This is a genomic window from Mesorhizobium sp. M1A.T.Ca.IN.004.03.1.1 (assembly GCF_003997555.1).
Classification (GTDB): Bacteria; Pseudomonadota; Alphaproteobacteria; order Rhizobiales; family Rhizobiaceae; genus Mesorhizobium.
Window position 1 is genome coordinate 77983 of record NZ_RZTV01000001.1, and the last position, 26018, is coordinate 104000.

The window sequence follows — 26018 nt, forward strand, 5'->3', positions numbered from 1 at the left end:
GGCCGGCTAACTCAGGCGTTCGCAAGCGACGGAATGTCTTTCACGCCCGCTCAGTGGCCGCCAAACTTCAATTCAACCCCCATCAGCTCGACCGCGCCGACCGACACGACCGGCGTACCGCGCGCTGGTCCGTCCGACAGCACTGCTATGTCGCCAAGGACGCGCTCGACAGCCACTTTTTGGCGGACGAAGACGAGCGGCTCCGGATTGGAGTAGAGCCAGCTGTCCCCGTGCTCGTCATAGACAACCGACGAGTAGGGCACGATCTTCGCCATGCTGCCGCTCTCCGGCGCCTTCATCGCCACGAACGCATGATCGCCTGGCTTGACGCCGCTGCTTGCCTCGAGGAATTCAAAGAACCGCCCGTCGTCCCGGTCCTTCACCGCCACCGGCCGCGCCGTGTAATATTTACCGGAGCGGCCTTGGCCGGTCAGCAGCACGACCACTAGACCGTCCTTATCCTCGTCCGCCGGGTTGGCGACGCCGAAAATCTCGGCAAACTCGTCGTGGTCGCCGGTCTCGTCCTCGTCATCCTCGTCGTCGACAACCGCGATCAACATCTGGCTCGCCGCGTCCACAGGCACCTTGATCAGGGATTGCCGTGCTTGGCCGCTTTCACCGGCCGGCGCGATGGAAGCCGTCTCCGTAATTGCATTCACCGACGGTTCACCGCTCGCAATCTCGACCTGGGCGTTCATCATCATCCACCGCTTGGCCGTCTCCTCCCGCAGCGCTTCGGTCTGGATGCTCAGTCGTTTGGCAGCCTGTTCGGTCAGAACCACGCGTGGAAATGGGGAACCTGCGACCTCTACCAGCTTGGCAGGCGCGCCTGCGGGCGACTCCGCGGCCGCGAGGGGTCCCGTGGCAACCACGACGAAAGCCACACCGGCGACGAGGGATGACTTAAGAAAAAGCCTATTGCGAAGCATGTGCAACTCCTCCAAGGCGTCGTGAAACCGGGCCGGAATGGAGCATCATGGCCGGTAGGACGAACAGATTGATCAGGACTGAAATGACTGCGCCTGCGATCACGACCCATCCCATTGGATGCAAAATCTCCAGACCGGCGGCGCTGCCCATGACCACTGCGGGAACGAAGGCGAGGCAGGTGACCAGCGTGCTCGTCAGCATGGGCGCGAAGCGCTCGCGCGCGGCCGCCGCGACACGGTCCGGCCAGGATTCGTCACCCTCCCCGGTCTGATCGACGCGGCTGGCCAGAACCAGACCGTTGCGGAGTGAAAGCCCGAGGACGGCGAGAAGTCCGGCAAGCGCCCCAACCGAAACGGTGCCCGTTACCGCCACGAGGATCGCCGCGACGCCACCCGACACTGCCACCAGCGAAAGGAACATGCCGATCGCCAGTCGCCAGCTTTGCAGCGCCGCCTGCAGCAGGAAAAAGATCAGGATTGCCGCCGACGCTGCGAAGAGCGTCACCTGCAGCATGGCTGCACGGCTCTCGGCATACTCGCCCCGAACGTAGGCATGGTATTCGAAGGGGAGCTGCACCTTCTTGAGCTCTGCCGCCACATCTTCCGCCACTGCCGTGACGCTGCGGCCTGCGACGCTGGCGTGAACGTCCATGCTGCGCGTGACGCCGTCACGCTCGATGGTGCTCAACTGCGGCACCATCCGCACCTCGGCGATATCGCCAAGGCGTGTATGCGGGCGATCAGGCGTTTCGATCAGAAGATTCTCGACGTCGGCGATGCTGCTTCGTGCGTTGGGAGCCCCCCAAACGACCACTTCGAAGACCTTTTGCTGCTCGAACAGATTGCCAACCTCGAGCCCGGCGAAGACCGTCGCTGCCGCGCGCCGGATGTCTCCCGGTTTCAGTCCACGTGCGGCAGCCTCCGCAACGTCGACCTTGACCTCGATTTCGGGCGAGAAAGCGTTCTTGTCGATGCGTACGGAGTTGATGCCGTCAACGGCGGCGATTCTCGCCGCGACGAGCTTTGCCTGCTCTTCAAGCACGGCCGTCTCGGCCCCTTCGATGCGGACCACCACTGGTTCGCCGGCGTCGGCGAAGATCCGCCCGGCCGTACTGGCCAGATAGCCTTCAACCTTCACCTCGAGGTCCGCGAAGCCTTCCATCGTGTCGCGAATTTGCGACAGTGCGGCGGCTCGGTTCCCCCGCTCGTCGAGCCCAATCCAGAGCTGCCCGGATTCGATGCCGGTGACCTGGTCGCCCGTGATGGCCCTGCCGAGATGGCCAGCGACAGAGCTGACTCCATCGATTGCGCGGACTTCGGATTCCAGTCGCGCCATCGTGCGGATCATGGCGGGCAAGGATGCACCCGGCGCGGCCTTGAACGAAACGCGGACGGTGCCTTCGTCAAAGGACGGCGACGGCGACCACTTCAGGGCGGGCGTCGCCGCGAGTAGCGCCAACGCTCCGAGACCCACGATCGCATAGGCAGGACCGGTCGTCGCCGAGAACCTCCCCAGCAGCCGCCCATAGGCCGCACCGAACAGCCGCGCCACCACAGGTTCGGACCTGTTTCCTGCTGCGCTGCCCGAACGGAAAAAAACCATCGCGAGGGCGGGCGCCGCCAAGAGCACGACGACCATGGCAGCGGCCACCGTGACGCCATAGGCCTGAGCCAGCGGCCGGAAGAATGCCGCGGTTTCGCCGTCGAGTCCGAGTATCGGAGCGACCGCCAGCAGACCGATCACCGCTGCATACATCATTGGCTTGCCGATTTCGCCGATCGCATCGAATAGAGGCGCGGCGAGCGGACGGCCGCCACCGGCGCGAAGGCGTCGCCCGAGGGCCTCGGCAGCCACTACCGCAGTGTCGACCACGAGGGAAAGCGCGGCCGCGAGGCCGGCCAGGTGGATCAGGTTGAAGATCGGGCTGCTGAAATAGAGAGCGACAAGTGCCGCGACATACGACAGGACGATCGCGACGACGGCGACGCTCGCCGTGCCGACCGGCGTCAAGGACAGGAAGAGGGCTACGGACACGACCACCATGGCGGCGATCACCATCCGGACCAGATTGGCCAAGGCGCTGTCGACATAGTCGGAGGCGCGGTAGAGGGAGGCGTCGATGTCGATGCCCGGCATGCCTTGGCTCAACTCCGCGAGCGCAGCTTCGACCCCCGCTACGACCGCTTTGGTGTCGACGTTGGGAAGCTTCTCGACGACGAGGATGAGGCCAGGCTGTCCGTTGATCATCGCATCGCCGATCAGCGGCGGATGGCCTTCGACGACCTCGGCCACGTCTCCTAGCCTGAGCGCGGAAGACGGGACAGCAACCTTCGTCAGGTCGCTGGCCTTGCTGATCGGTTGCACATGCTGGATGCCGAGCCTCTGGTTCGGCGTGTCGATCCAGCCTCCGCTTCCGAGTACTGACGCTTCCAGATAACTGAGCGGCGAGACCCAGAGCGAATCCCCGGCGCTCTCTACGGCTTCATCCAGCGAGACGCCTGCCGATTCGAGGCGCTGAGGTTCGATTTGCACCTGAAGCTGGCGAGCGCGCTGGCCCCAGATCGCGACGTTGGCGACGCCCGGCACGCTGAGCAGCTTCGGCGTCATCGTCCACCGGGCCAGCACCGACATGTCGATCAGCGACACGGTCTTGGACGACAGTCCGACGATCATGGCGCGGCCTGCCGCCGACTTCGGCTGCAGCATGGTGGGCGGCTTCGAGACATTGGGCAGGGCCCAAGCCATCGTAAGACGCTCCTGCACCATTTGTCGGGCTTTCATCGGATCCATGCCGGGCTCGAAGGTGAGCAACACCGAAGCCATTCCCGGCACCGACTTGGAATGAATTGATTTGAGGAAGGGCGTCGCGGTCAGAATCTCTTCGAGATTGATGGTCACCAGGCTTTCCACTTCGCCTGTCGACAAGCCGAGCGCCTCGGTCTGCACCTCCACGACCGGCGCCCCGAACTCGGGAAGAGCATCGGTTTTGGCTTTGGGAAGCAGAACGGCACCCGCCGCTACCAAGAGTAGCGCGGCTGCTAGGACCAGATGCCGAAATTCGAGACTCAGCTTGACGAGCGTTTGCAGCACGGCAACCCCCCGCGATTCCGCGGCGCGCGAAAGCGCGCCTGCGACAGATCAGATAGTCCCAAAGCGTATCATGAGGGAGGGCGCCGCATAATTAATCAATATTGCAAGGCGCTATTACCGTATATCCGGCGGGTCTCTAACTTTTGGAGTAGAGAAATAGTTCATACAAATTTATTAGGATAGCCACTCACGCCGTGAGTGCTCGCGTCGGTTGCATGCGCGTGTGTCTGTTTCCAGCGAAAGGCTGGACGTGCTCTGGCGCAATTTGCCTCGGTCGGGGAGTGCCCGAATATTGATTCGAGGAAGGCGAAGCGGGACCGCCAATTTGCTGCGCCGGCGGTCCTCGGGGGAGCGTACCGGGCGCGGAACAGCGAAGCAGTGTTGTAGAGATGCGACACGTTTGCGTTTGTATGAGACAAGTCGCGTTTGTAAGGGACAAAATGACGAAATCGCAGTTGCCACAGTGGAATCAGCGGATATCATCGACGCGTGGTGCATCTCATGGGGGCTCGCCGGTCATTCGCCTTTTTATCTTAGCGCTTAGTGGCATAGGGCTGCTGTACTCTTCGGCTTCTGCACTGGCGGAGGAGCACGAGCGGGCTCTGGCCGAAGAAACGATACCGGCTCTGGCCGAAGAATGCGCCGCGCCCTGCGCGGGGTACGAGGCTACCGCGGAGTTGCAGAACGACTGGATATTTGGCGCACATCCGTCTTTCCTGAGATCCAATGTGTTGTTTCCGAAGTTCGAACTCGATCTTTTCTACGCGCCGACGGATTATCTTCGGTTCGTGAGTGCCATCGTTACCGAGCCCGTGGTCGACCCGGAACCCGGGGAGGATGCGGCCTTTCAAGGGATCGGCACCTATGTCGGTGAGCTCTACGCTCTCGCTAAGGTCGATCCCCTGACCGTGAGGGCCGGAAAGTTCGACACGGTGTTCAGCCTGGCCAGCGAAGCCCTGCCGGGGATACACGCCCCGGATCTGGCGTCTGTTTTCGACGCTGACGAACGTCTGGGTGGCGAAGCTGTTGTTGGCTTCGAGGGCTTTGGGCTGAACCATGCCTTGGCCGCGACGGTATTCACGACCGACCGGACGTTCCTCAGCGAGTCGCTCTTTACCAACCGTGGACGGCTCGCGCTGGCGGATGGCGGTGCCGGCAACACCGCCGGTTTATCCTCATTCTCAGTTACCCTTGATGGCTGCAAAGGGGCGGAAAAGGGCGATTGTTACAAGGACGGTGAATTCGGCTATCGCCTTGGCATCCGATACCAGAAGCCCGGGCTGGCCGTCGACACAGGGGAGGAGGAGGAGGAAGAAGAAGAGGAACCGCTGCCGGGGACCGGCAATGAATTGGCCTACCTTGCTGCCGCCACTGGAAGCTTCGACCTCAACGGGAACACACTGAGGCTTCTCGGCGAATCGGCCTACCTTAAGCATTTCGATGGCGGTCCGGACGACGCTCTGCTTCTCACCGGATCTGTCGCGCTGGAAGTGCAACCTATGACCTACATAGCCACCTACACGCATCAGCGGAACTTTGTCGCCGTCGGTCCGGACACCCGCGAGCAATTGGCGGATTTCGAAGTGATTTATGCGTCTGGGGAAGAAGAAGACGCGCCGTCCGGCGCGGCGAAATGGAACCTCGGCGCCGCCTACACATTCGCGGAGAATGCTGAGGACGAGAGAACGCACACCTTCAGTGTGCGCGCGACGCTCCAATTCGGCGGACACGTGAAGTTAGGCAGGTAGGTTCGATCGTCCGGATGTCCGGCGCTTGTTGACGGCTGCCTTCTGCTGAACTCGAGTGAGGTCCGCAAGCCCGTCTGCCTGCGCCGGACTTGTTTCTTCTCTCAGGCTGATTGAAGCTATGTCAGCGACCCTTCAGTGCAAGAGTTTCGCCCATCAGCCCTTCACTTCCTTTCCATCCGGATCGAAGACGGGCTGAACGTTCTTGCCCTTGTAGCTTATCTGGAACTCGTAACTCACCTTGCCGTCGCGCATCAGCTTCTCCGCAAGCTTGATCTTTCCACCTGCGAATTTCGTATCAACGGCCGCACGCACCGATTGAGGCACCGCTTCCATCGGAATTGATTCCTCGACGACGATGACCTTGCCGTCTTTATGGTAGAGCACATCGCGCGTCATTGCGCCCTCGACGCTTGCTATCTCGAAAACCAGTTCTCCGTTCTCGACCTCGCGGGCGCATGCCTTGACCTTGGCGACGGGAAAATCCTTGTGGAACATGTCCCGCACCACCAACGGCACCTTCTTGCAGGCGATCGGCTGTTCCGCGGCCGACGCGCCGGTCGCCCCGGCAAGCACGAGGACGAACGCGCCGGGCGCTAGGTAGTAACCAGCAGGTTTCATGGGAGACCTCCTTCATATGATCTCATCGGAGCACCAACACTGGACTCGACCAGACAAGCACGCTGTGCCGCTTGCCGCCTCTGCCGGGGGCCGAGTTCGCGTACTCCTTGCTTATGGCTCTGCTGGCGGTGCGCGGTTTGTACGTATTTGCGCGAGCTTCGCCTGCAGCACTGCGACCCATCAAGTTGACAAGTGTTGCGCAACCGACCCGCCGCGCCAGCGGAGCGTAGGCTGGCTAAGGGAGCCAGTGCGACCGTTGCCCGACGTTGGAAACCTAAGATAGGACAAAGCGCGCCGGCGGACCGATAGCCCAAAACGGCTTTGCCGGCCTAACCGAAAGCCGTAGCGGCTCATGCGAAGTTCCGGACGCCCCCAGCGGGAGGTGGCGCCGTTCCGGGGACCGTCGTCGCTCCCGTCGCGATCATGCCTTTTTGCAGCCGCAGCTCCAGCGCCTGCTCGGCGACGACTTCCTTCAAGCGCTACAATGAGCCGAAATCCCGCTGTCGGTTAAGCCCACTCTGGCGTTGATGTCGGACATCACGGACGAGGCCCCTTCGCAAAAAGGGGTAATCCCTTCGCAAGCGAGTCAGCTCAACTGCCGAATCGTAGAGCCTAACGACTGCAGCGATAAATAGGCGCGTCAACCTGAAAGCGTGCTGGCAGGCACGAGGGAGCCTGCACTGAATGTCTCGCGGAAGTGTCGCCGTAGCGCCCGGCTCATCTGCTCACGTCTTCGCGCCCGAAGACCCTAACAAGTCCTATGGGTCACGAAAGGCGTTTTGCCTGCAGCGCCGTTTGGGTCGAGCAAGCCAAGAACCCGGCCGGCGCGCAGGGGGAACGATCGACACAGAAGCGACCTCCATCCGCATCCTGACGACCATTCTGCAGCCTATCACGGGACATTTTGTCAATGGAGACGCGGGCTGGCTGCGCGTCGAGCTTCTTGATCCGACGAAAACACCTCCAAGCCGCCAGCTCAACAACGAAATCCCGAACGTCCTGATCCGCGCCGAGATGCCGATCCTCGCCTTCGAACCCGAGAGCGGGCGGCTCCAGGACGTCTTCCTTCAGCTTACCGAGGAGACGATCCAATGATCGATACCCCTCCTGTTCAACCGCACGGCCAGCAAAGCCTGGCAAGCGCAAGCGAGCCGCATATCGGGGGGTGCCGTCAAAATGCGGAGCCCAGAAACGCGGCCCCTTCATTCCCGGGGGCCTCGATGAGAGTTCAGTCAGTCAATCAAAGGATGCGGATAAACGCCGCTCGGGCAGCGGGGCTGGTTGCTGCAACCGTTATCCTGTTTTCGCACCCCGGATTGGGTGGGGGCGTACATGAACTGATCCAGATGGCGGGTCTCGGCCTGGTCCTCACCTGCTTCGTGGGCAGGATGTGGAGCATTCTCTATATCGGTTCAAAGAAGAATCTGGAGTTGATTACCTCCGGCCCCTACTCGTTGACCAGAAACCCGCTCTATCTCTTTTCTACGCTTGGAGCAGCTGGAATCGGATTGATCCATGGATCGATCGCCGTCGCTCTGGCGCTGGGATTTTTCAGCTATTGGATCTTGGTCATCACGGCAGCCAAGGAGGCCGAACACCTGAAGACGATCTTCGGCTCGCAATACGATTCCTATGCGCGCTGTACGCCGCTGTTCTGGCCGAAACTGTCCCAATATACGGACTCTGCCGAAGTTGTCTTCTCCCCGAAAGCGCTCAAGCGCAACTTCCAGGATGGACTGTACTTCCCCGCAGCCTATCCCGCCATCGAAGCAATCGAACAATTGCGAGCAGGCAGTTACCTCCCGATCCTCATGACGATCTACTGAGATCCGCCAAGTGCCAGATCCTCTCTCGGCAGCAGGACCAAATGGCCTGCCGATTTCGGCATCGTCAGCAGTTCGTCGAGCTTGATGAGGTAGCCGCGGGAGTCTTGGCGCTCGTGCCGGGCACCGCGATGGCCATTTTGCATGGCCGAACTGTCGCCCAGATGGTTGACCACCGAGGTCTGTGACCTAGCTTAAACTTTACGATGGAGCGTCCAGACTCCGAAATGGTGGCATGGCGTGCACCGTGGGAGAACTCCCCGGGACGTTGAAGATGGAGAGGCGCGAGCTGGCTTTCGACCGGCGCCCAGCCATGCATCGACAACATTCCCCAGTACTTGGGCCGAAGCGGTGACAGCTTCGAAGGCAGGCAGCAAAGTTAGCCAGGGCGAGGAGCCACACACCACTTCACGAGCTTAAAGTTACATCGGAAACCGCGCAGGTACGGCGATGTCAGATCTTGCCGGGTTTTACGCAGACGACACAGGTCTCGCTCTCCTGGGCGGGATGACAATATTTGTATTGGTAGGCTTCTTCCTTGTGGTCCGGCGTATCCTCATCGCAGCGAGACGGCGTCACCAGTATGGCTACCTGAGCGAAAGCACGCCTATTCCCCTCGATGAGGCTTCTTGGGCCTGGGATCGCCCACGCAATCTTGCAGCCAAGGCGGCTTCTTCCCGGGCCGCCGTGGCCCCGGCCCCGGATGTTCAGGGTCTAAACTCCGGTAAGTCCGGGGTGCGAAAGGATTATCTCAACACGACGCCCGAAGCGGGCGAGAACTCGCGCGAGGACCTGCCCGATGCTTTCGCTCTGGCGACAAGCTTCGCCATGGCCTTACCTCCCCGTGTTCGCAGGCCGACGAGCCCCTTGTTACGCTTGAGCGTCGCCGCAATTTGTCTGGCCGTGCCGCTTGGCTATGCGTTGACGAGACAAAAGCCGGTCGAAAGCGCCCCCGCTGTTTCGCGGGCCGATAGCTACTCCCTTCCCGATCTTTCACACCGCTTGGAGATTCCTGCCAGCACGGCATCAACCGACGCACCCACGAACGGCGAATTGCCCAAACCGGATCTCACCGCTGCCGAAGCACAGGTCGAGGCAGCTCGTGCTCAGGCAGCAGCTGCAACGGAATTGGCTGGCCAGGAGCACCGAGCGATGGAGGAGGAGCGCGCCAGGAGTGCCTCTCTGGAGAGTGCGCTCGCTGAGACGCGCAAGCAGATCGAGGTGCTGAAGACAAGCATGGCAGCCGCCGACGACGCCAGCGAGGGGCGTTTGCGCAACGAACTTGTGGCAGCCCGCACGCTCGAGGCATTACGGTGGATTGCGCAAGATGTCCGCGCGCGGATCAGCGAAACCATCGACCATGTCTTTATACAGATGCCCGCTGCTCGCCTCGAACGGGAGCGAACCGAACAGATGGCGCGCGACCTAGCGCAAGCGCGAGCGCAAATTGAACAGCTGGAAGCCAAAGCCGCCGGGGATCGCGCCAAAGCCGAGGCTTCGCTGGCACATGCGAGCGGGATGCTTGACGAGGAGCGCCGGAAGTCGGAGGACCTTCGTGGCGACATCGCTGAAATGGAGCAGTCCAAGGCCGCGATCGCGGACACGGCTGAGCGGGAACGGACCGGTGCCGCCGCGACGCGAGCGAGGGTTGAGCAGACTGCTGCCGAGACGGCGCAGGCATTGGCGCGGGAACAGGCTTCAGCAGTCGCGAACCGTGCGGACCTCGACAAAGCCCGGCTCGAGCGCGACGCGGCCGAACAGGAGCGAGCCAAGGCCGTCTTAGCAAAAGAGCGTGCCGAGCGGACTGCCGCCGAGACGGCGCAGGCTCTGGAACGCGAACGCGCTTCAGCAATATCGGCCCAAGAGGACGTCACCAGAGCCCGCCTCGAGCGCGACGCGGCTGAGCAGGAGCGAGCGAAGGCTGTCTCGGCGAAAGTGCATGCCGAGCAGGCTGCCACTGAAACAGCGCAGGCGCTGGAGCGCGAACGCGCTTCGGCAGTCGCGGCCCGTGAGGACCTCGACAAAGCCCGGCTGGAGCGCGACGCGGCGTTGCAGGAGCGAGACAGGGCTGTCGCGGCGAGAGAACGTGCGGAGCAGACTGCTAGCGAGACGGCGCAGGCGCTGGAGCGCGAACGCGCTTCGGCAGTCGCGACCCGGGAGGACCTTGACAAGGCCCGGTTGGAGCGCGACGCGGCGTTACAGGAGCGCACCAAGGCGGTCGCAGCGAAAGAGCGCGCGGAGCAGAGTGCTGCCGAGACGGCGCAGGCTCTGCAACGAGAACGCGCTTCAGCAGTGTCGGTCGGAGAGAACCTCAACAAAGCCCGCCTCGAGCGTGACACAGCCCGCCAACTTTTGGGACAGGCCGCCATGAGGCTGAAGGAGGCTCTGGACAAGCAACGTGAAGCGACGGTTTCTTTCGCCCGCGAGCTGGCCGCCGCGCGTGCCGATAATGATAAGCTTCGGGCTCAGCGCCGCGACGCTCAGATAGAGCCGCCGCTGAAGCCGCGCACTGGCCGCGCATCGGCCGGCGCAGGCCAGACGAAAGCTGTCAGCCAAAAGAAGACTACGTCCAGCAAGGTTCGCAAACCGTCGCGCGAAATCCGTGTGCGTGCCATCACGCTTCCGTTTTCCCTCCGGCCAAGCCATTCGACGTTGGACTGAGCTGGAACGACTGCCCTGGAAAATCGGGGCTGGGCAGCCTGAACTCGACGTCTACGGCGAGGGCTCCCACTGTGCGCTATGTCAGCCCGATCACGCTGCCTTTCGCGTTCAATTCGCAGCCGACCGGCGCCTGGCGCGTCTCGACGCCGCCTTGATATCCGTAGTCGATGCTGACCTGGACGGGAGCCGATATCCTCTGTCGGCTCAACCGCCGTACGGAACCTGCACTGCTGACGCGCACACTGGTCGCGCCAAACTGAGCTGCGGCCTGCTCGATTGCCTCACGGCAGGCACGAACGATGTTGTCCGGGACACCCGGCAGCACTTCGATTGGATGGACTGCCAGTGGAATGGCGCTGTCTTCGAAGGGCAGCAGGGCGGGCGGAAGGTCGAGCGACCTTCCGCCGTTGCCGGCTACGCCCGCCCTTGACGTCACTGACCCGGTTGTGGTGGGGCTGCTTCCGTCATCGTTAGACGGTGGGGACGGTGGGTCAGACGGCGGACTGCCGCCGGAGCCACCGGGATCGCCGCTAGTTCCGTTATGCTGACCGTTGTTGCTGCCAGCGCCATGACCGCCGCTATTCCCGTGATCGCCACCAGCGTTATGACCTTGGCCGCGCTCGCCGCCGGCCGCGGCTCCCGCGCAAGCTATCGCGACAGAGCACGCGAACGCGAGATGGGCCAAGCTGGATCCCAGATATTGACGCACGGCACCCTCCAAAGGCGCTTCGGCCGGCCGTCCTTCCGCCGCATGCCGTCAGAACGGCGCAGCACCCCCAGGCAACTCGCGACTACGCCAGGGAAACTAACTAGGGGATGATTCCGGTCTATCAAGGGACTGGGTGCGGCAGCACCCAAGTGCGGGGCAGATTTGAAGGACCTGGCAGCTGATAGTTTATACAGCCCGGGAAGCCCAAAATCCTTTCTCCTTGCGAGTCGACAGCGCTTAGGCGATTTTGCCGATCATTTCGGGAGGAAATCGTGCGAAACATTCCGGCATCGGCGCTGCTGCTGGCGGCCGCTTTTTATGCAACCACCGCCGACGCTCTGGACAGTTCGGCCACACCTGTTGTCGTGACGCCATTGGCGTCCAAGACGACGACGGCATCCGGCCAGCCGATCAAGCTGCCCCAGAAGAATGTCGAGGTCCAGGTCTCAGCCTATCAGATCGCGCCCGGCGCGACGCTGCCGGTGCACAAACATCCCTTCCCGCGCTATGCCTATGTCGAGGCAGGCACCCTCAAGGTCACCAATGTCGAGACCGGCAGCAGCAACACTTACAAGACCGGCGATTTCATCGTCGAGATGATCGGCCAGTGGCATCAGGCGACCAATATCGGCAGCGATCCGGTGAAGCTGCTGGTGATCGACCAGGTCGAACAAGGCGCCAAGAACACAATCCTGAAGCAGTAGCGAGGCAACGGGGCTCAGCTGTTCCGCGGTAGGGCGGGCGCTCCAAGGCTTGAGCAATCAATAACTGCGCGCCGAACAAAACCGGAAGCGCAAAGTGACCGCTTCGCTTGCTGGACCGATTGATGCGGCTTTCGCCTCGATCGCCCCAATGCTAGGGCTGCGCTTTCTCTTCAACATGGATAGATGATGGTGACCGACACTCAAAGGCCCCTGATCGAACTCTGCGTCGAAGGCATTGACGGGCTGCTTGCCGCGCAGGCCGCCGGCGCCGACCGGGTCGAGCTTTGCGCCAGCCTCGTCGAAGGCGGCATTACGCCGAGCCTCGGCACGGTGCGCGTAGCCCTCGAACGTGCGACCATCCCGTTTCATGTTATCGTGCGCCCGCGCGGCGGCGATTTTCTCTACAGCGAGGCGGAATACCAATCGATGCTGGCCGATATCGGCGCGCTGCGCGATCTCGGCGTGGCCGGCATCGTCGTCGGCTGCCTGACCGCTGACGGCGCAATCGATGAAGCGAGAATGAGCGAACTGGTGCGCGCCGCCGGTCCCCTCAATGTCACCTGCCACCGCGCCTTCGACATGACGCGTGACCCGGCCGAGGCGCTCGAAGCGCTGATCCGCTGCAAGGTCGGCCGCGTGCTGACCAGCGGGCAACGCGACACGGCGCTGGAGGGCGTCGATCTGCTCGCGCGCTTGGTTCGCCAGGCCGGCGCACGCATCATCATCCTCGGCTGCGGCGGGCTGGCGCCCGACAATATCGGCGAGGTTCGCCGGCAAACCGGACTGACCGAGATGCATTTCGCCGCGCTTGCCGACGTGCCGAGCGCCATGCGCTACCGCAACCCGCATGTCGGCATGGGCGGCACCGATCTCGATCGCGAGTACCGCAACACGGTGACCGACCAGGACTTGGCGGCGGCAACGATCGCGGCCGCGAGGGTCTGATGCGGGAAGTGACGATGTCGAAAGATCGCTCGCCGATCGAACGCGTTTCGCCTGCCGACGAGGCCGCCGTTCTCGCTCTCAACAACGAGCATGCCGCCGAGTTGTCCTGGCTGGAGCCGGAGCGCCTGTCATTCCTGATCGGGCAGGCTTTCTACACGCGCCGCATCGGGGCGCTCGAAGCCTTCATCATGTGCTTCGATCAGGATGCCAGCTACGAAAGCCCGAACTTCCTCTGGTTTCGTGAGCGCTACTCCCGCTTCGTCTATGTCGACCGGGTGGTGGTCGCGGCCGAAGCGCGCGGCCGTGGCTATGCCCGCCGTCTCTACGAGGATCTGTTCGAGCATGTCAGGCGCGCATGCCACACGATCGTAACCTGCGAGGTCAATGCCGATCCCCCGAACCCCACATCGGATGCCTTTCACGCGGCGCTCGGCTTTGCCGAGGTCGGCGATGCCGTGATCCACGGCGGCAGGAAGTCGGTGCGCTACTACGCCAAGCCGATCGACTAGCGCATGGCCCTGGAAGCCAGAGGCTTTCAACCATGAGCCAAACAAGGTCTCATGCGGCCGCCGCACTGGCCACAAACAGAAGCTGCAGCTAATGTATCGTCTTCGCGTGCCGGGGGCGTGACATCATGCCAAGCAACGTCTTCCGCTTCGACGAGAGTTGGAACATTCCCGATGCCACGCCGCAGGAAGTGTGGGACGTTCTGTCCGACGCCGAGTTGCTGCCGCTCTGGTGGGGCGACGCCTACAAGGAAGTCGAGCCGCTCGACAAGAAAGGCAAGGCCGTCGTCGGGTCACGGGCAAGAGCCAGGGCGCGAGGCGCCCTGCCCTACGAGCTGAACTTCATCATCGAGGCCGCGGAGCTCGATCCTGGCCGGCTGGTGGTGGTGAAGACCTTCGGCGATTTCGACGGCCTGTGGCGGGCTGAGCTGTCGCCAGTCGGAAGCGGAACGCATGTGAAGCTCACCTGGCAGGTCATCGTGGAGAGGCCGATCCTCAAACTCCTGGCACCCTTGCTCAGACCGGCTTTCGCGTGGAATCACCGCTGGACCACACCTCGCGGCGAAGCCGGGCTTCGGCGCTATCTCGCCGCACAAAAAACCGGCAAGGCCTGACCTCCTCACCAATTGCGGTTGAGCCAGCCGCGCGCCGGTTTCTCGACGATGTAGTAGCTCGCCAGGGCGCAGGCGAAGACCGCGCCCAGCATCGGGATCGGCGCCACGTCGCGGTCATGGACGAATTTGTAGAAGGGCTGCTGCCACAGATAGAGCGAGTAGGACCACAGCCCCAGCATCACCATCGGCCGCGATGACAGTAGGCCGGTCAGATAGCCGCCGGCGAAGTCGAGCGTGTTGACGGCGAGCGCCAGCAGCGGCACGCCCAGCAGATAGTGCAAGGGCGTCGGCACCGGATCGAGGAACAGCAAGATTCCCCCGACCGCGGCCGCCAGCGCCAGATGCCGGCTCCTGAGGAATGCCGGCAGGTGTCCATCGGCCTTGAGCAGGCAGATCGCCGCCGACAGCAGGATCGAGGCGATATGCACGTCGGTTCGCCAATAGCTGGTTTCGTAGTCCATGCCGAAGACCCAGTAGGAAATAGCGCCGTTGGCCATAGCGAGCAGCGACAGCATGACAAGCAGGCGCACGACATTCGCGCGCCTGGAAACCGCCACGCTGATCAGCGCCAGGATGACATAAGAATGCTCCTCGATGGCAAGCGACCAGATATGGTCGAGCGCGCCCGCGCGATTGATGAGAATGCCGGCATAGTTGTAGGTGAATGTCAGCGCGGTAAGCGCCGCCTTCCATTTGAAGGCAATGAAGGTGCCGGAGAGCCCGATCATGACGGCAACCACGAATACCAGCAGGGCTGGATAGACGCGGGCGAACCGGCGCTTGAAGAACTTCTTCAGCGGAAAGCGCTCGACGAACAGGATTTCCCCCATCAGCCGGCCGCTCAGCACGAAGAAGAACTCGACGCCGAGCACGCCGAGATTGATGCCGCGAATCGGAAAGAAATGGCCGATCAGCACGAAGGCGATCGACAGGCCGCGCCAGCCGTCGAGATAGGCCAGCCTTGCCCGTGCCGCCTTGTCGGCTGCGGCCCGCGGCAGGACGCCGGCCGTCGCGGAGATGTCGGTCATGCCCGTCCCTCGCAACTCGAGGTCCCGGCATAGCCGTGCCTGGAACCGCTTCGTTTTCCCCGCCGCAGTTATTTTGCAGTGCGGGATAATCTTGTGCAAGTGCGAAGCAGCGAATTCACAGGCAGTTCCTGCCAACCGATTGCGAACACAAAAGAAAAAGGGGCCGCGGCGGGTCCTGCCGCCGCTTGGTGAACCCGCCATGGTCGGCAATGTTTCGTGGCCTCATGCCTTGCCCGCCTGCCGAAATCGGCCGAATGTGCGGATCGATTCATTTCCAACGCAGAGACCGCCTATGGCAGACTTCGTCCTCCCTCCGCCCGCGATCGCTTCGGTCGCGGTGACCGGCTCGGCGGAACGGTTTGCCGTGCGCCGCATCTTCTGCGTTGGCCGCAACTACGCGGCGCATGCGCGAGAACTCGGCAATGACAAGCGCGATCCGCCCTTCTTCTTCACCAAGCCGGCCGACGCCGTGGTCGACAGCGGCGTCGAGATCCCCTACCCGCCGCTGACTGGCAATCTCCACCACGAGATCGAGCTGGTCGTGGCGATCGGCAAGGCCGGCTTCCGCATCCCTCGCACCGAGGCGCTCGCGCATGTCTGGGGCTATGGCGTCGGCGTGGACCTCACTCGCCGCGACCTGCAGGACCAGGCAAAGAAAGCGGCCCGCCCCTGGGACTGGTCGAAGGCCTTCGACTTCTCCGCGCCTTGCGGCCCGCTGCTTCCGGTCGCAAGGTCTGGCCATCCCGAAACGGGTCGCATCTGGCTCGCTGTAAACGGTGACGTAAAACAGGACGGCGACCTCGCCGAGCTGATCTGGCCCGTCGCCGATGTCGTCTCGATCTGCAGCGAGTCGGTCGAGCTCCAGCCCGGCGACCTGATCTTCACCGGCACGCCGGCCGGCGTTGGCGCGGTTCAGGCGGGCGACAAGATCACTGGTGGCGTCGACGGCATCGGCGCCGTCGAGGTCACCATCGGGCAGCCGAGGCGATGAGCGACCTCGTCCTCCATAACTATTATCGATCCTCCACCTCATACCGGGTGCGGATCGCGCTGGAGATGAAGGGGCGTGCCTACACCTATGTGCCCCACCATCTGCGCCATGGCGAGCATCTCGAGCCCGCCTATCTCGCGGTCAATCCGCAAGGGTTGGTGCCGGCGCTGGTGCTCGACGACGGAACGCTTTTAACCCAGTCGCTGGCGATCATCGAATATCTCGACGAGATCGAGCCCGAGCCGCCGTTGTTGCCCAAGGATGCGCTGGGACGCGCCAGGGTCCGGATGCTGGCGCAGATGATCGCCTGCGACATCCATCCGGTGAACAATCTGCGCGTGGTCACCTCGCTGCGCACCTTGTTCGGCGCCGGCGACGAGGATGTCGTCAACTGGTTCCGGCATTGGGTGAATGAAGGTTTCCAGCCGCTTGAAAAGATTCTGGCCGCCTCGCCCGAGACCGGCAGGTTCTGCCATGGCGATACACCGGGGCTCGCCGATATCTGCCTCGCCGCGCAGGTCACCAACAATGCCCGCTTCGGCGTCGACATGGCGGCCTATCCGGTGATCTCGCGCATCCACGCCGCCTGCATGGCGCTGCCGGCGTTTCAGAAGGCTGCGCCGCAGAACCAGATCGATGCCGAATAGGGAAGCAAGGGATCCCGACGAGGCTAAGACGCTCGCCGATATCGAGGAGTATGGCTGTCATATCCTCTACGTGCTGGAGGACGACGAGCACCCGCCATTCGCTTACTCGGTGGGGATAGAGTACAATTTCAAAGCCCCTGAGCTGGTCGTCATCGGGCTCAAGCCGGAGCTTTCGCAGACCATCAGCAACGAGTATTGCCGACGAGTGCGCAGCGGCGAGAGGTTCAACGTTGGAGAGCGGGCGCCGGGTTTCCTGGGAGGTGGCTTCGACTGTCAATTCGGTGCGGTCCATCCCGACCTTTTCGGTTGGGACCTATAGTTTTACGACGGGCCCGTTTTCCGGATTATGCAGCTTATCTTTCCGACAACCTCCGGTGTTTGGCCATGGGATGCCGAAGCCGGCGAGTGGTTTTGCGAGCGGCAACCATTGCTCGACCAACCACCATTGCCGACTTAGCTTGGGACCTACTACCCAAAACCGTACTGCCTTTGAACTGGATAGAAAGCACTCCCATGAAAGCTGTCGTCTTCGAAAAATTCGGCGAAGCTCCCACGATCCAGACCTTGCCTGACCCCAAGCCGGCGGGGGATGGCGTCGTCATCAAGGTCGAGGCGACCGGTCTTTGCCGCAGCGACTGGCATGGCTGGATGGGTCATGACGACGGCATCACGCTGCCGCATGTCCCCGGCCATGAACTGGCGGGCGTCGTCGTCGCCGCCGGCAAGCAGGTGAGCCGCTGGAAGGCCGGCGACCGCGTCACCGTGCCTTTCGCCGTCGGCTGCGGCCGCTGCTTCGAATGCAACTCCGGCAACCATCAGGTCTGCGAGCACCAGACCCAACCTGGCTTCACGGGATGGGGCTCGTTCGCCGAATATGTCGGCATCGAGCATGCCGACACCAATCTCGTACGCCTGCCGGACGAGATGGAGTTCGCCACTGCCGCCAGCCTCGGCTGCCGCTTCGTCACCTCCTTCCGCGCCATCGTCGACCAGGGCCGGGTGACGCCCGGCGAGTGGGTGGCGGTGCATGGCTGCGGCGGTGTCGGTCTCTCGGCGATCATGATCGCCAGCGCCATGGGCGCCAATGTCATCGCCATCGACCTCACCGACGAGAAGCTGGAGTTTGCGAAAAGGATCGGGGCGGTCGCGACCATCAACGCTTCGACCACGCCCAATGTCGTCAAGGCCGTCAAGCAGATCACCAACGGCGGCGCGCATATGTCGATGGACGCGCTCGGCCATCCAACCACGTGCTTCAACTCGATCGCCAATCTGCGCCGGCGCGGTCGCCATGTTCAGGTCGGGCTGATGCTGGGCGACCATGCCCGCCCGCAAGTGCCGATGGACAAGGTCATCGCCTTCGAGCTCGAAATCCTCGGCAGCCACGGCATGCAGGCCTACCGCTATTCCGCCATGATGGACATGATTCGCACCGGCAAGCTGAAGCCCGAACTGTTGGTCGGCAAAAGGATCAGCCTCGATGAGGCGCCAGCCGCATTGATGGCGATGGGCGGCTTCGAGGGCATCGGCATCGGCGTGGTGACGAAGTTTTGAGTAGGCTCCCTACCTGGCGAACTTCTTCGCCCCGAACACGCAGGCCACCACGCCGAGCGTGACCACCACCATCAGCGGGCTGACCTGCTCGTGCAGCAGACTCGCCGCGAGCGCCAGGCCGAAGAAGGGCTGCAGCAGTTGCAATTGCCCGACCGCGGCGATGCCGCCCTGCGCCAGGCCGCGATACCAGAAAACGAAGCCGATCAGCATGCTGAACAGCGAGACATAGGCGAGGCCGATCCATGCGCCGGAGCCGACAGCGGCAAAAGACGGCGGCAGGGTCGCAAAGCTCAGCGCCAACATGACCGGCAGCGACAGCGCCAAGGCCCAGCAGATCACCTGCCAGCCGCCGAGCTTGCGCGACAGCGCCGCACCTTCCGCATAGCCCAGCCCGCAAGCGATGATGGCTGCGAGCATCAACCCATCGCCGACCGGTGAGGCGGTCACGCCTTGCGACAGCGCGAAACCCGCGACGAGCGTGCTGCCCAGGCAGGAAAACAGCCAGAAGGCCGGGCGCGGACGGTCGCCGCCGCGCAGCACACCGAAGATCGCCGTCGCCAGCGGCAGCAGGCCGACAAAGATGATGGAATGCGCCGCCGTGACATGTTTGAGCGCCAGCGCCGTCAGCAGGGGAAAGCCGACCACGACGCCTAGCGCAACGACGACCAGCGAGACCAGATCGCCGCGATCCGGGCGCTTCTCGCGGAACAGGAACAGCACCGCGATGCCGAGCAGACCGGCGATCGCCGCACGGGCCGACGTCAGGAAGGTCGGGTCGAAATCGACCACGGCCACGCGCGTCGCCGGCAGCGAGCCGCTGAAGATCAGCACGCCGATGAAGCCGTTGAGCCAGCCGTTGAAACTCTTATCCATCATCCGCTCCGTTTGCGCTTCTGTACCGGCGCAGCGCATGGCATTGCCAGAGACAATGGGGTACAATTCCGCAAAACTGTATTGGTCGACAGGGAAGTACAGATGGACACGCCCGACCCGAAGGCGACGAATGCCGGAACGCTCGTCGAAGCCGTCATGTCGGCAATCCGGCAGCGGATCGCCGCGCGCATCCTGACGCCGGGCGCGCGCTTGCCTTCGATCCGCGCCTTCGCCGGCACGATGCAGGTGTCGAAGTCTACCGTGGTCGAGGCCTATGAGCGGCTTGCGGCGGAAGGCACGATCCGCTCGCGGCCGGGCTCCGGCTTCTTTGCTGCCGGCCCGCTTGCGCCGCTGTCGCTGGCCGAGATCGGCCCGCGGCTCGACCGCGCCGTCGACCCGCTCTGGGTCTCGCGGCAAGCGCTGGAGGCAGGCGACGATATGCTGAAACCGGGCTGCGGCTGGCTGCCGGCTTCCTGGATGCCTCAGGCCGCGTTGCGGCAAGCACTGCGCGGCGCCGCCCGAGCCGACGATGCGACGCTTGCCGACTACGGCACGCCGCTCGGCCTGCCGGCACTGCGGCAGCTGCTTGCCCGCCGCCTGTCGGCGCACGGCGTCGAGGCTTCGCCGGACCAGATCATGCTCACCGAGTCCGGGACGCAGGCGATCGACCTATTGTGCCGCTTGCTCCTCGAGCCGGGCGATGCGGTGCTGGTCGACGATCCCTGTTATTTCAACTTCCATGCGCTGCTGCGCGCGCATCGCGCCAAAGTGGTCGGTGTCGCGATGACACTCTCGGGGCCCGATATCGACCTCTTCGCGCAAGCGCTCGCCGAGCACCGGCCGCGCCTCTACATCACCAATTCCGCGCTTCACAACCCAACCGGCGCGGTGCTCTCGCCGGTTATAGCGCACCGGCTGCTCAAGCTTGCCGATCAATCGGATCTCGCCATCGTCGAGGATGACATCTTCGCCGATTTCGAGCACGCGCCGGCGCCGCGGCTGGCGGCCTTCGATGGCCTCGGCCGCGTCGTCCAGATCGGTTCCTTCTCCAAGACGCTGTCGGCTTCGGTGCGATGCGGCTTCATCGCCGCGCCCCGCGACTGGATGGAACGGCTGATTGACCTCAAGATCGCCACGACTTTCGGCGGCGGGAGGCTCTCCTCGGAACTGGTGCTGACTCTGCTGAAGGACGGCAGCTACCGCAAGCATGTCGAGCAGTTGCGCACCCGCCTGTCGCGCGCAATGGCCGAAACAGCCGGCAGGCTGAAAGCAATGGACGTTATGCCCTGGATCGACCAGGGGGCCGGCATGTTCCTGTGGTGCCGCCTGCCCGACGGCATCGACGCCGCCGATGTCGCCCGCCATGCGCTGGCGGATAATGTCGTGCTGGCGCCCGGCAACGCCTTCAGCCTGTCGCACTCCGCCGGCCGCTTCATGCGTTTCAACGTCGCCCAATGCGCCGATGAGCGCATCTTCAGGGTGCTTGAAAGGGCAATGGCCGCGTCCCGCCGCAAAGGCGCATCACCGCCCGGCAGCGGCAGAGCTTAGGCGCCTGCCCGCTTGCGGCGCTCATACATCATCACCAGCGTCTCGGCAGTCAGCGCCGGCTTCTGCTCGCCCTCGATCTCGACGGTGTTCGCGGCCTTCATCAGATATTGGCCGGGGCCGCGGTCTTCCATGGTGAGCAGCGTCGTGCGCAGCCGGATACGTGCGCCGGACTTCACCGGCGCCAGGAAGCGCACTTTGTCGAAGCCATAGTTGAAGGCGGCTTGCGTGTTTTCCGGCACGATGCCCATCTCCAGCGCCAGCGCGCCGATGATCGACAGCGTCAGATAGCCATGCGCGATCGTAGTGCGGAACGGGCTCTGCCGCTTCGCGCGCTCCGGATCGACATGTATCCACTGGTGGTCGCCCGTGCATTGGGCGAACTGGTCGATGCGCTGCTGGTCGACCGTCGTCCAGTCCGACACGCCGATCTCCTGGCCGGCCATTGTCCGCAACTGTTCAAAGGTCGGCGGCGTCCTCGGCCGATTTTCCGTCATTCCTGCTTTCCTGCTGGCTTCTGCCAATCTCCCGACCATGAACCGGCGGCTCCTGTCAATTCGCGGCGCCTCGATTTCACCCTCAGAGTTGACGGTTTTACGGCAGGCCGCGAACGCGCAGCCGCACGCGCCGATTGCTCAGCCGCCTGAACCCGATCCGGAAAACCCGAATAGGCGCCCTGGATTGCTCACTTCCCGTCGTAGCCGGCCCGGATTTCCGCCATCGCGTCCTTGATCCTGTCGCGCAGGATTTCGACCGATTCGGTGCCGGATTTCCGAACCAGGTCGGCGACCTCGCCGGCATTCTTCAACGTTGTCTCGAAGGATTTCCTGGCGAAATCCACCTGCTTCGTCATCAACTCCTGCGGATTGCCCGGAGGCTGGTAGTTGCGTGCCATCCGGGTAATTTCGCCGAGCGCCTCCTGCACCATTTCGTGCTGTCTCGACAGAATGGATGACGCGCCGGCGGCGCTTGCCCGGGCCGACTTCTCCAGAGCCTCGAGATTCCTGCGGTGGTGATCGAGGATCGCCTGGATGTCGACCTTCGGCAGCTTCAAGTCGCGGCCGAACCTGCTGAAGATGTCCAGAAAAGAGTCGGATTCCGGTTGTCTTGCCATGTCGTCGCCTCCCGATCTGCCGCTCTTACAGCGCCCACTGGGGAGAATAGTGCGCGCCCGGTCCGCGTCAATTGAGGAGAAGCAGCCGCTCCGCCGTATAGAGTGCCAAGCCGGCCAGACCGCCGATCACCATGCCGTTGAAGCGGATATATTGCAGGTCCTTGCCGATATTGATCTCGATCAGCCGCGTCAGCTGGGCCAGATCCCAGCGCTTGACCTGATCGGCGATGAATTTCGACACGCCGCTCTTCTGGCTTTCGACGAAGGAGGCGAGCGCCACAACAAAACCCTGGTTCATGTCGGCCCTGATCTGGGCATCGTCGGCCAAATGTCGTCCGACCTCGACGAACAGGTTGGCGAGGTGCTCGCGAATCGTCGAATTGGCCGCGTTGGCGTCCTGCTCGATGAACAAGCGCAGGCTTGCCCAAGTGTCGCCGGCGAGAGCCCTGACTTCCGGACGGCCCAGGAAATCGCGCTTCAGCTTTTCGGCGCGCCTTGCATATTGCTTCGAGGTCCTGAGCCGCTCGACGAAGCGAAGTACGAAACGGTCGAACTCGGCGCGCCCCGGATGATCGGGATCGGCCCGCACCTCCTCCAGCAGCAACCCGGCGGAAGCGACAATCTTCTTGAGCAGATAGGCGTCGGCGCGAAACAGGTTGAACAGCGACGGCAGTTCCTCACGGATCTTTTCGCGCATCGTCGCCAGCGCCTTCTCGTCGTTCAGGAAGCGCCCGACCACCCTGGTGAACTCGTCGAACAGTTTCTGGTGGCGCCGGTCGTCGGTGAGCGCCGACAACAGCTCCGCGGCTAAAGGCGCCAGCGGCACTTTTTCGATCTGCTCCAGCAAGCGGCTGGTGACGAAGTCGCGCAGCCCGGACTGCTCCACGGCGGTCAGCGTCTGCGGCACCAGGCGGGCGACGAATCGCGACAGGTCGGCGGCGCGTTCGGCGTCGGCCAGCCAGTCGGCGACGAGGGCGGCAAAGTCGACCTCGGCGAGCTTTTCCCGCACGGGCTCCGGCGCAAGGAAATTGGCCTCGATGAACCGGCCGAGATTGTCGGCGATGCGGTGCTGGTTCTCAGGAATGATGGCCGTGTGCGGGATCGGCAGGCCGAGCGGGCGCCTGAACAACGCCACGACCGCATACCAGTCGGCCAGCCCGCCAATGATCGCCGCCTCGGCGAACGCGGCAACAAAGCCGAGCCACGGATGGGTGATCTCTAAAGACTTGGCGAGCGCGAAGACAAGGATGCACAGGCCAAGCGCTGCGGCGGCGACGAACTTGGTCCGCCGCAATGCCGAGAGCTTTGCCTGCGCATCGGCGTCGAATCGAACCGGCGCGAGGGCCTGAGCTGATTGTGACATGGAAAGGCCTTCCCTATTGCACCCGGACTTATCTAGGGCCTGCGCCGGGGAAACGCTCGCTCAAAGCGCATTGCGGCGCGATGCGGCGGACACGCACAAAAAGTTGATAAGTTTATTCAGCTATGTAGCGGTCCAGTCTGGAATTGTTCCAAACTATGGGCCATATTCGGCCCAAGCTCATTTCGCGAGGATACCATGCGGCTCACGCGCCAGACGAACTATGCGATGCGCATACTGATGTATTGCGCCGCGAACAGCGACCGCCTGAGCCGCATCCCCGAGATCGCCACCGCCTATTCGGTTTCGGAGCTGTTTTTGTTCAAGATCCTGCAGCCGCTGGTCGAGGCCGGCCTGGTCGAGACGGTGCGCGGCCGCAATGGCGGCGTCAGGCTCGGCCGCCCGGCGGAGCAGATCAGCCTGTTCGACGTCGTGCGCGTCACCGAAGAGAGCTTCGCCATGGCCGAGTGCTTCGAGAACGACGCCGCCGAATGCCCGCTGGTCGACAGCTGCGCCTTGAATTCGGCACTGCGCGAAGCGCTCAATGCCTTCTTCGCCGTGCTCTCCCGCTACACGATCGCCGACCTCGTCGCCGCGCGCCCGAATGTGCGCCACCTGCTTGGCATCGATCTCCTGGAGCAGCGCGCCCCGGCTGCCTAAGCTGCCGATTGCGGCAACACGAACGGAACGCTTCCAGCAGGCAGTGCGCCGACCTTGAGCCGGCAGTCGAACACCTTTTCGATCAGCTCGTCATTGAGCACCTCTTGCGGTGAGCCGGCGGCAGCCAGTTGGCCACGAGAGAGCACGAAAATCCGGTCGGCATACATGGCCGTCAGATTGAGGTCGTGCAGGATCGCCACCACGCCGCCGCCGCGCCGCGCGAAATCGCGCGCAATATTCATGATGATCAGTTGGTGCTTGACGTCGAGGCTGGAGACAGGCTCGTCGAGGAAAAGGTAGCGCGGCTTGCCCTCGAGCACCGGCGCCCAGACCTGGCAGAGCACACGGGCAAGCTGGACGCGCTGCTGCTCGCCGCCTGAAAGCTCCTGGTAGAAGCGGCAGGCAAAGCCGTCGAGATCGACACGCGCCAGCGCCCGCTCGGGCAAGCGCGCATCCTCGCCGGGCAGCACCCCGGAACGCCCGCCGATCAGGCCGAGACGAACGATCTCTAGCACCGTGAAGGGAAAGGACAGCGTGGTGGACTGCGGCAGCACGGCGCGATGCGTCGCTGCCTCCACCGGCTTCATGGAAACCAGGTCTCGGCCATTGAGGATGACAGTGCCGGTATAGGAGAGCTCGCCCGTCAGCGCCTTGAGCAGCGTCGTCTTGCCCGAGCCATTGGGCCCGACGATTGCCGTTACCTCGCCCGGCCGCGCCGTGAAATCGACATGCGAGACGATGCGCCTGGAGCCGATCGCTACGGAGATGTCCCGGGCTTCGATCATCGGCTGCTCACAGATCAATGACGCCGCGCTTGCGCAGCAGGATCCACAGGAAGAACGGCGCGCCGGCCACTGCCGTGACGATGCCGATCGGCAGTTCGGCCGGAGCGACGATGGTGCGGGCGACCGCGTCGGCAAGCAGAAGCAGCGAGGCGCCGAGCAAGGCCGAGGCCGGCAACAGGTAGCGGTTTTCCGGACCGATGGCGAGGCGCAACAGATGCGGCACGACGATGCCGATGAAGCCGATGCCTCCGCTGACGGCGACCGACGCACCGACCGCCGCCGACACGCCGACGATGGCCGTGTATTTCAGCCGCTGGACCGGAATGCCGAGATGGCCGGCGGTCGCCTCGCCGAGCGCCAGCGCATCGAGGCCGCGCGACAGAAACGGCATCGTCGCCAGTGCCAGCAAGATCACCGGTCCGACCGTGCCGATTTTCGGCCAAGTGGCGCCGCCAAGCGAGCCGAGCTGCCAGAAGGTGAGGTCGCGCAATTGCCTGTCGTCGGCCACGAAGACCAGTATGCCGGTGAGCGCCATGGCAAGGGCGGCGATCGCCAGGCCGGCGAGCAGCATCGTGGCGACTGACGTCCGGCCGTGGCGCGTCGCAATGGCATAGAGCAGCAGCGTCACCGCCAGGCCGCCGAGGAAGGCTGCCAGCGGCAGGCCGAGCGTGCCAAGGGCGAGCGTGACAGGCGCAAGCCAGGTTGTGCCGAGCACGATGATTGCCACCGCGCCAAGGCTCGAGCCGGACGAGACGCCGATCAGGCCGGGATCGGCGAGCGGGTTGCGGAACAGTCCTTGCATCACCGCGCCGGAGACGGCGAGCGCGGCGCCGATCAGCACGCCGAGCAGCACGCGCGGCATGCGGATGTCATAGACGATCAGCCGGTCGCGCGCGGCGAGCGCCGTATCGGCCGGCACGCCTCCGGTCAGCCAGTCGCGGATGACGCGAACGGCGGACGCGTCCGAAGCGCCCGAGGTCAGCGACAGGAATATGGACAGCGCAAGCGCGACAGACAAAAGCAGGATGACGATCCTTGCCCGCGCCGAGCGGTCGCCATCGGATGCCCTCACCCTGCCCGCCGGCCCCGCAATCGACTGTTCGGCCATCACCG

The 26018-nt window shown here is 63.6% G+C and carries 26 protein-coding genes; 13 read left to right on the forward strand and 13 right to left on the reverse strand.

What is annotated here, in order from left to right:
* Positions 1–50 precede the first annotated feature (50 nt).
* Positions 51–929, reverse strand: coding sequence for a hypothetical protein (locus EOD29_RS00385; RefSeq protein WP_127245666.1), 879 nt, complete (start codon positions 927–929; stop codon positions 51–53).
* Positions 916–4020 (reverse strand): efflux RND transporter permease subunit, encoded by a 3105-nt coding sequence (locus EOD29_RS00390; protein ID WP_127245667.1) that lies wholly within the window; start codon positions 4018–4020, stop codon positions 916–918. Before EOD29_RS00390 ends, EOD29_RS00385 begins: the two co-directional genes overlap by 14 nt.
* Positions 4021–4460: 440 nt before the next feature.
* On the opposite strand from EOD29_RS00390, the gene EOD29_RS00395 reads away from it, so the two are divergent.
* Complete coding sequence (locus EOD29_RS00395; protein ID WP_245475172.1) at positions 4461–5768, forward strand: hypothetical protein; 1308 nt, start codon at positions 4461–4463, stop codon at positions 5766–5768.
* 153 nt (positions 5769–5921) lie between these two features.
* On the opposite strand, the gene EOD29_RS00400 is transcribed toward EOD29_RS00395, so the two are convergent.
* Together EOD29_RS00400 and EOD29_RS00405 are read right to left on the reverse strand one after the other, a co-directional pair.
* Positions 5922–6386, reverse strand: a complete 465-nt coding sequence (locus EOD29_RS00400) for a hypothetical protein (protein ID WP_127240283.1) — start codon at positions 6384–6386, stop codon at positions 5922–5924.
* Between the two features lie 765 nt (positions 6387–7151).
* Positions 7152–7478, reverse strand: a complete 327-nt coding sequence (locus EOD29_RS00405; protein WP_127245668.1) for a hypothetical protein — start codon at positions 7476–7478, stop codon at positions 7152–7154.
* Between EOD29_RS00405 and EOD29_RS00410 the strand changes: the two genes are divergently transcribed.
* Positions 7478–8212, forward strand: coding sequence for an isoprenylcysteine carboxylmethyltransferase family protein (locus tag EOD29_RS00410; RefSeq protein ID WP_245475174.1), 735 nt, complete (start codon positions 7478–7480; stop codon positions 8210–8212). The genes EOD29_RS00405 and EOD29_RS00410 overlap by 1 nt on opposite strands.
* On the opposite strand, the gene EOD29_RS00415 is transcribed toward EOD29_RS00410, so the two are convergent.
* Positions 8206–8385 carry a hypothetical protein gene (locus tag EOD29_RS00415; RefSeq protein WP_127240287.1) on the reverse strand — a complete coding sequence of 60 codons (180 nt, stop codon included), beginning with the start codon at positions 8383–8385 and terminating at the stop codon, positions 8206–8208. The genes EOD29_RS00410 and EOD29_RS00415 overlap by 7 nt on opposite strands.
* Positions 8386–8944: 559 nt before the next feature.
* Here EOD29_RS00415 and EOD29_RS00420 point away from each other — a divergent pair.
* The gene (locus EOD29_RS00420; RefSeq protein WP_127245669.1) at positions 8945–10870 is read left to right on the forward strand and encodes a hypothetical protein; all 1926 of its coding nucleotides are present in this window, start codon (positions 8945–8947) and stop codon (positions 10868–10870) included.
* A gap of 76 nt (positions 10871–10946) precedes the next feature.
* On the opposite strand, the gene EOD29_RS35760 is transcribed toward EOD29_RS00420, so the two are convergent.
* Positions 10947–11306, reverse strand: coding sequence for a hypothetical protein (locus tag EOD29_RS35760; RefSeq protein WP_067329484.1), 360 nt, complete (start codon positions 11304–11306; stop codon positions 10947–10949).
* A 545-nt stretch (positions 11307–11851) separates the two neighbouring features.
* Here EOD29_RS35760 and EOD29_RS00430 point away from each other — a divergent pair.
* The 4 genes from EOD29_RS00430 (at position 11852) to EOD29_RS00445 (ending at position 14348) form a co-directional block, all read left to right on the forward strand.
* A complete protein-coding gene (locus EOD29_RS00430) occupies positions 11852–12283 on the forward strand; it encodes a cupin domain-containing protein (protein WP_067329481.1) in 432 nt (143 codons plus the stop codon).
* Between the two features lie 186 nt (positions 12284–12469).
* On the forward strand, positions 12470–13228 hold the full coding sequence (locus tag EOD29_RS00435; RefSeq protein ID WP_095802013.1) for a copper homeostasis protein CutC: 759 nt from the start codon (positions 12470–12472) through the stop codon (positions 13226–13228).
* Between the two features lie 14 nt (positions 13229–13242).
* Entirely contained in the window at positions 13243–13737 is a 495-nt protein-coding gene (locus EOD29_RS00440) for a GNAT family N-acetyltransferase (protein ID WP_127245670.1), read from the forward strand.
* A gap of 125 nt (positions 13738–13862) precedes the next feature.
* Complete coding sequence (locus EOD29_RS00445; protein WP_127245671.1) at positions 13863–14348, forward strand: SRPBCC family protein; 486 nt, start codon at positions 13863–13865, stop codon at positions 14346–14348.
* 5 nt (positions 14349–14353) lie between these two features.
* Here the strand turns inward: EOD29_RS00445 and EOD29_RS00450 are convergent, their stop codons facing one another.
* Positions 14354–15376 carry an acyltransferase gene (locus EOD29_RS00450; RefSeq protein WP_127245672.1) on the reverse strand — a complete coding sequence of 341 codons (1023 nt, stop codon included), beginning with the start codon at positions 15374–15376 and terminating at the stop codon, positions 14354–14356.
* A gap of 292 nt (positions 15377–15668) precedes the next feature.
* Here EOD29_RS00450 and EOD29_RS00455 point away from each other — a divergent pair, with 292 nt between their 5' ends.
* The 4 genes from EOD29_RS00455 to EOD29_RS00470 all read left to right on the forward strand — a co-directional run bounded on the left by EOD29_RS00455 (position 15669) and on the right by EOD29_RS00470 (position 18568).
* A complete protein-coding gene (locus EOD29_RS00455) occupies positions 15669–16367 on the forward strand; it encodes a fumarylacetoacetate hydrolase family protein (protein ID WP_127245673.1) in 699 nt (232 codons plus the stop codon).
* Positions 16364–17014, forward strand: coding sequence for a maleylacetoacetate isomerase (gene maiA / locus EOD29_RS00460; protein ID WP_127245674.1), 651 nt, complete (start codon positions 16364–16366; stop codon positions 17012–17014). The genes EOD29_RS00455 and maiA overlap by 4 nt, the downstream gene beginning before the upstream one ends.
* Positions 17004–17333 (forward strand): DUF4262 domain-containing protein, encoded by a 330-nt coding sequence (locus EOD29_RS00465; RefSeq protein WP_206520443.1) that lies wholly within the window; start codon positions 17004–17006, stop codon positions 17331–17333. Before maiA ends, EOD29_RS00465 begins: the two co-directional genes overlap by 11 nt.
* A 194-nt stretch (positions 17334–17527) precedes the next feature.
* Positions 17528–18568: a zinc-dependent alcohol dehydrogenase family protein gene (locus EOD29_RS00470; protein WP_127245675.1), complete on the forward strand. Its 1041-nt coding sequence runs from the start codon at positions 17528–17530 to the stop codon at positions 18566–18568.
* A 9-nt stretch (positions 18569–18577) separates the two neighbouring features.
* On the opposite strand, the gene EOD29_RS00475 is transcribed toward EOD29_RS00470, so the two are convergent.
* The gene (locus EOD29_RS00475; protein WP_127245676.1) at positions 18578–19441 is read right to left on the reverse strand and encodes a DMT family transporter; all 864 of its coding nucleotides are present in this window, start codon (positions 19439–19441) and stop codon (positions 18578–18580) included.
* Between the two features lie 102 nt (positions 19442–19543).
* Between EOD29_RS00475 and EOD29_RS00480 the strand changes: the two genes are divergently transcribed.
* A complete protein-coding gene (locus EOD29_RS00480) occupies positions 19544–20989 on the forward strand; it encodes a PLP-dependent aminotransferase family protein (RefSeq protein WP_127245677.1) in 1446 nt (481 codons plus the stop codon).
* Here the strand turns inward: EOD29_RS00480 and EOD29_RS00485 are convergent.
* From EOD29_RS00485 to EOD29_RS00495, 3 genes are all read right to left on the reverse strand, one after another.
* Positions 20986–21483 (reverse strand): MaoC family dehydratase, encoded by a 498-nt coding sequence (locus EOD29_RS00485; RefSeq protein ID WP_066999871.1) that lies wholly within the window; start codon positions 21481–21483, stop codon positions 20986–20988. The two genes, EOD29_RS00480 and EOD29_RS00485, sit on opposite strands and share 4 nt — an antisense overlap.
* Before the next feature lie 188 nt (positions 21484–21671).
* On the reverse strand, positions 21672–22100 hold the full coding sequence (phaP, locus tag EOD29_RS00490) for a TIGR01841 family phasin (RefSeq protein WP_066999869.1): 429 nt from the start codon (positions 22098–22100) through the stop codon (positions 21672–21674).
* Positions 22101–22167: 67 nt separating this feature from the next.
* Positions 22168–23463 carry a DUF445 domain-containing protein gene (locus EOD29_RS00495; RefSeq protein ID WP_127245678.1) on the reverse strand — a complete coding sequence of 432 codons (1296 nt, stop codon included), beginning with the start codon at positions 23461–23463 and terminating at the stop codon, positions 22168–22170.
* A gap of 195 nt (positions 23464–23658) precedes the next feature.
* Here EOD29_RS00495 and rirA point away from each other — a divergent pair, with 195 nt between their 5' ends.
* Positions 23659–24120, forward strand: coding sequence for an iron-responsive transcriptional regulator RirA (gene rirA / locus EOD29_RS00500; protein ID WP_066999863.1), 462 nt, complete (start codon positions 23659–23661; stop codon positions 24118–24120).
* On the opposite strand, the gene EOD29_RS00505 is transcribed toward rirA, so the two are convergent.
* Positions 24117–24905: a heme ABC transporter ATP-binding protein gene (locus tag EOD29_RS00505; RefSeq protein ID WP_127245679.1), complete on the reverse strand. Its 789-nt coding sequence runs from the start codon at positions 24903–24905 to the stop codon at positions 24117–24119. The two genes, rirA and EOD29_RS00505, sit on opposite strands and share 4 nt — an antisense overlap.
* A 7-nt stretch (positions 24906–24912) precedes the next feature.
* Positions 24913–26013 carry an iron ABC transporter permease gene (locus EOD29_RS00510; RefSeq protein WP_127245680.1) on the reverse strand — a complete coding sequence of 367 codons (1101 nt, stop codon included), beginning with the start codon at positions 26011–26013 and terminating at the stop codon, positions 24913–24915.
* Between the last annotated feature and the right edge of the window lie 5 nt (positions 26014–26018).

Bases quoted from the DNA above. Each gene is read 5' to 3' on its own strand.
- EOD29_RS00385 (WP_127245666.1), bottom strand. From the start codon at position 929: ATGCTTCGCAATAGGCTTTTTCTTAAGTCATCCCTCGTCGCCGGTGTG.
- EOD29_RS00395 (WP_245475172.1), top strand. From the start codon at position 4,461: ATGACGAAATCGCAGTTGCCACAGTGGAATCAGCGGATATCATCGACG.
- EOD29_RS00400 (WP_127240283.1), bottom strand. From the start codon at position 6,386: ATGAAACCTGCTGGTTACTACCTAGCGCCCGGCGCGTTCGTCCTCGTG.
- EOD29_RS00410 (WP_245475174.1), top strand. From the start codon at position 7,478: ATGATCGATACCCCTCCTGTTCAACCGCACGGCCAGCAAAGCCTGGCA.
- EOD29_RS00435 (WP_095802013.1), top strand. From the start codon at position 12,470: ATGGTGACCGACACTCAAAGGCCCCTGATCGAACTCTGCGTCGAAGGC.
- EOD29_RS00440 (WP_127245670.1), top strand. From the start codon at position 13,243: ATGTCGAAAGATCGCTCGCCGATCGAACGCGTTTCGCCTGCCGACGAG.
- EOD29_RS00445 (WP_127245671.1), top strand. From the start codon at position 13,863: ATGCCAAGCAACGTCTTCCGCTTCGACGAGAGTTGGAACATTCCCGAT.
- EOD29_RS00450 (WP_127245672.1), bottom strand. From the start codon at position 15,376: ATGACCGACATCTCCGCGACGGCCGGCGTCCTGCCGCGGGCCGCAGCC.
- EOD29_RS00455 (WP_127245673.1), top strand. From the start codon at position 15,669: ATGGCAGACTTCGTCCTCCCTCCGCCCGCGATCGCTTCGGTCGCGGTG.
- maiA (WP_127245674.1), top strand. From the start codon at position 16,364: ATGAGCGACCTCGTCCTCCATAACTATTATCGATCCTCCACCTCATAC.
- EOD29_RS00465 (WP_206520443.1), top strand. From the start codon at position 17,004: ATGCCGAATAGGGAAGCAAGGGATCCCGACGAGGCTAAGACGCTCGCC.
- EOD29_RS00470 (WP_127245675.1), top strand. From the start codon at position 17,528: ATGAAAGCTGTCGTCTTCGAAAAATTCGGCGAAGCTCCCACGATCCAG.
- EOD29_RS00475 (WP_127245676.1), bottom strand. From the start codon at position 19,441: ATGGATAAGAGTTTCAACGGCTGGCTCAACGGCTTCATCGGCGTGCTG.
- EOD29_RS00480 (WP_127245677.1), top strand. From the start codon at position 19,544: ATGGACACGCCCGACCCGAAGGCGACGAATGCCGGAACGCTCGTCGAA.
- EOD29_RS00485 (WP_066999871.1), bottom strand. From the start codon at position 21,483: ATGACGGAAAATCGGCCGAGGACGCCGCCGACCTTTGAACAGTTGCGG.
- phaP (WP_066999869.1), bottom strand. From the start codon at position 22,100: ATGGCAAGACAACCGGAATCCGACTCTTTTCTGGACATCTTCAGCAGG.
- EOD29_RS00495 (WP_127245678.1), bottom strand. From the start codon at position 23,463: ATGTCACAATCAGCTCAGGCCCTCGCGCCGGTTCGATTCGACGCCGAT.
- rirA (WP_066999863.1), top strand. From the start codon at position 23,659: ATGCGGCTCACGCGCCAGACGAACTATGCGATGCGCATACTGATGTAT.
- EOD29_RS00505 (WP_127245679.1), bottom strand. From the start codon at position 24,905: ATGATCGAAGCCCGGGACATCTCCGTAGCGATCGGCTCCAGGCGCATC.
- EOD29_RS00510 (WP_127245680.1), bottom strand. From the start codon at position 26,013: ATGGCCGAACAGTCGATTGCGGGGCCGGCGGGCAGGGTGAGGGCATCC.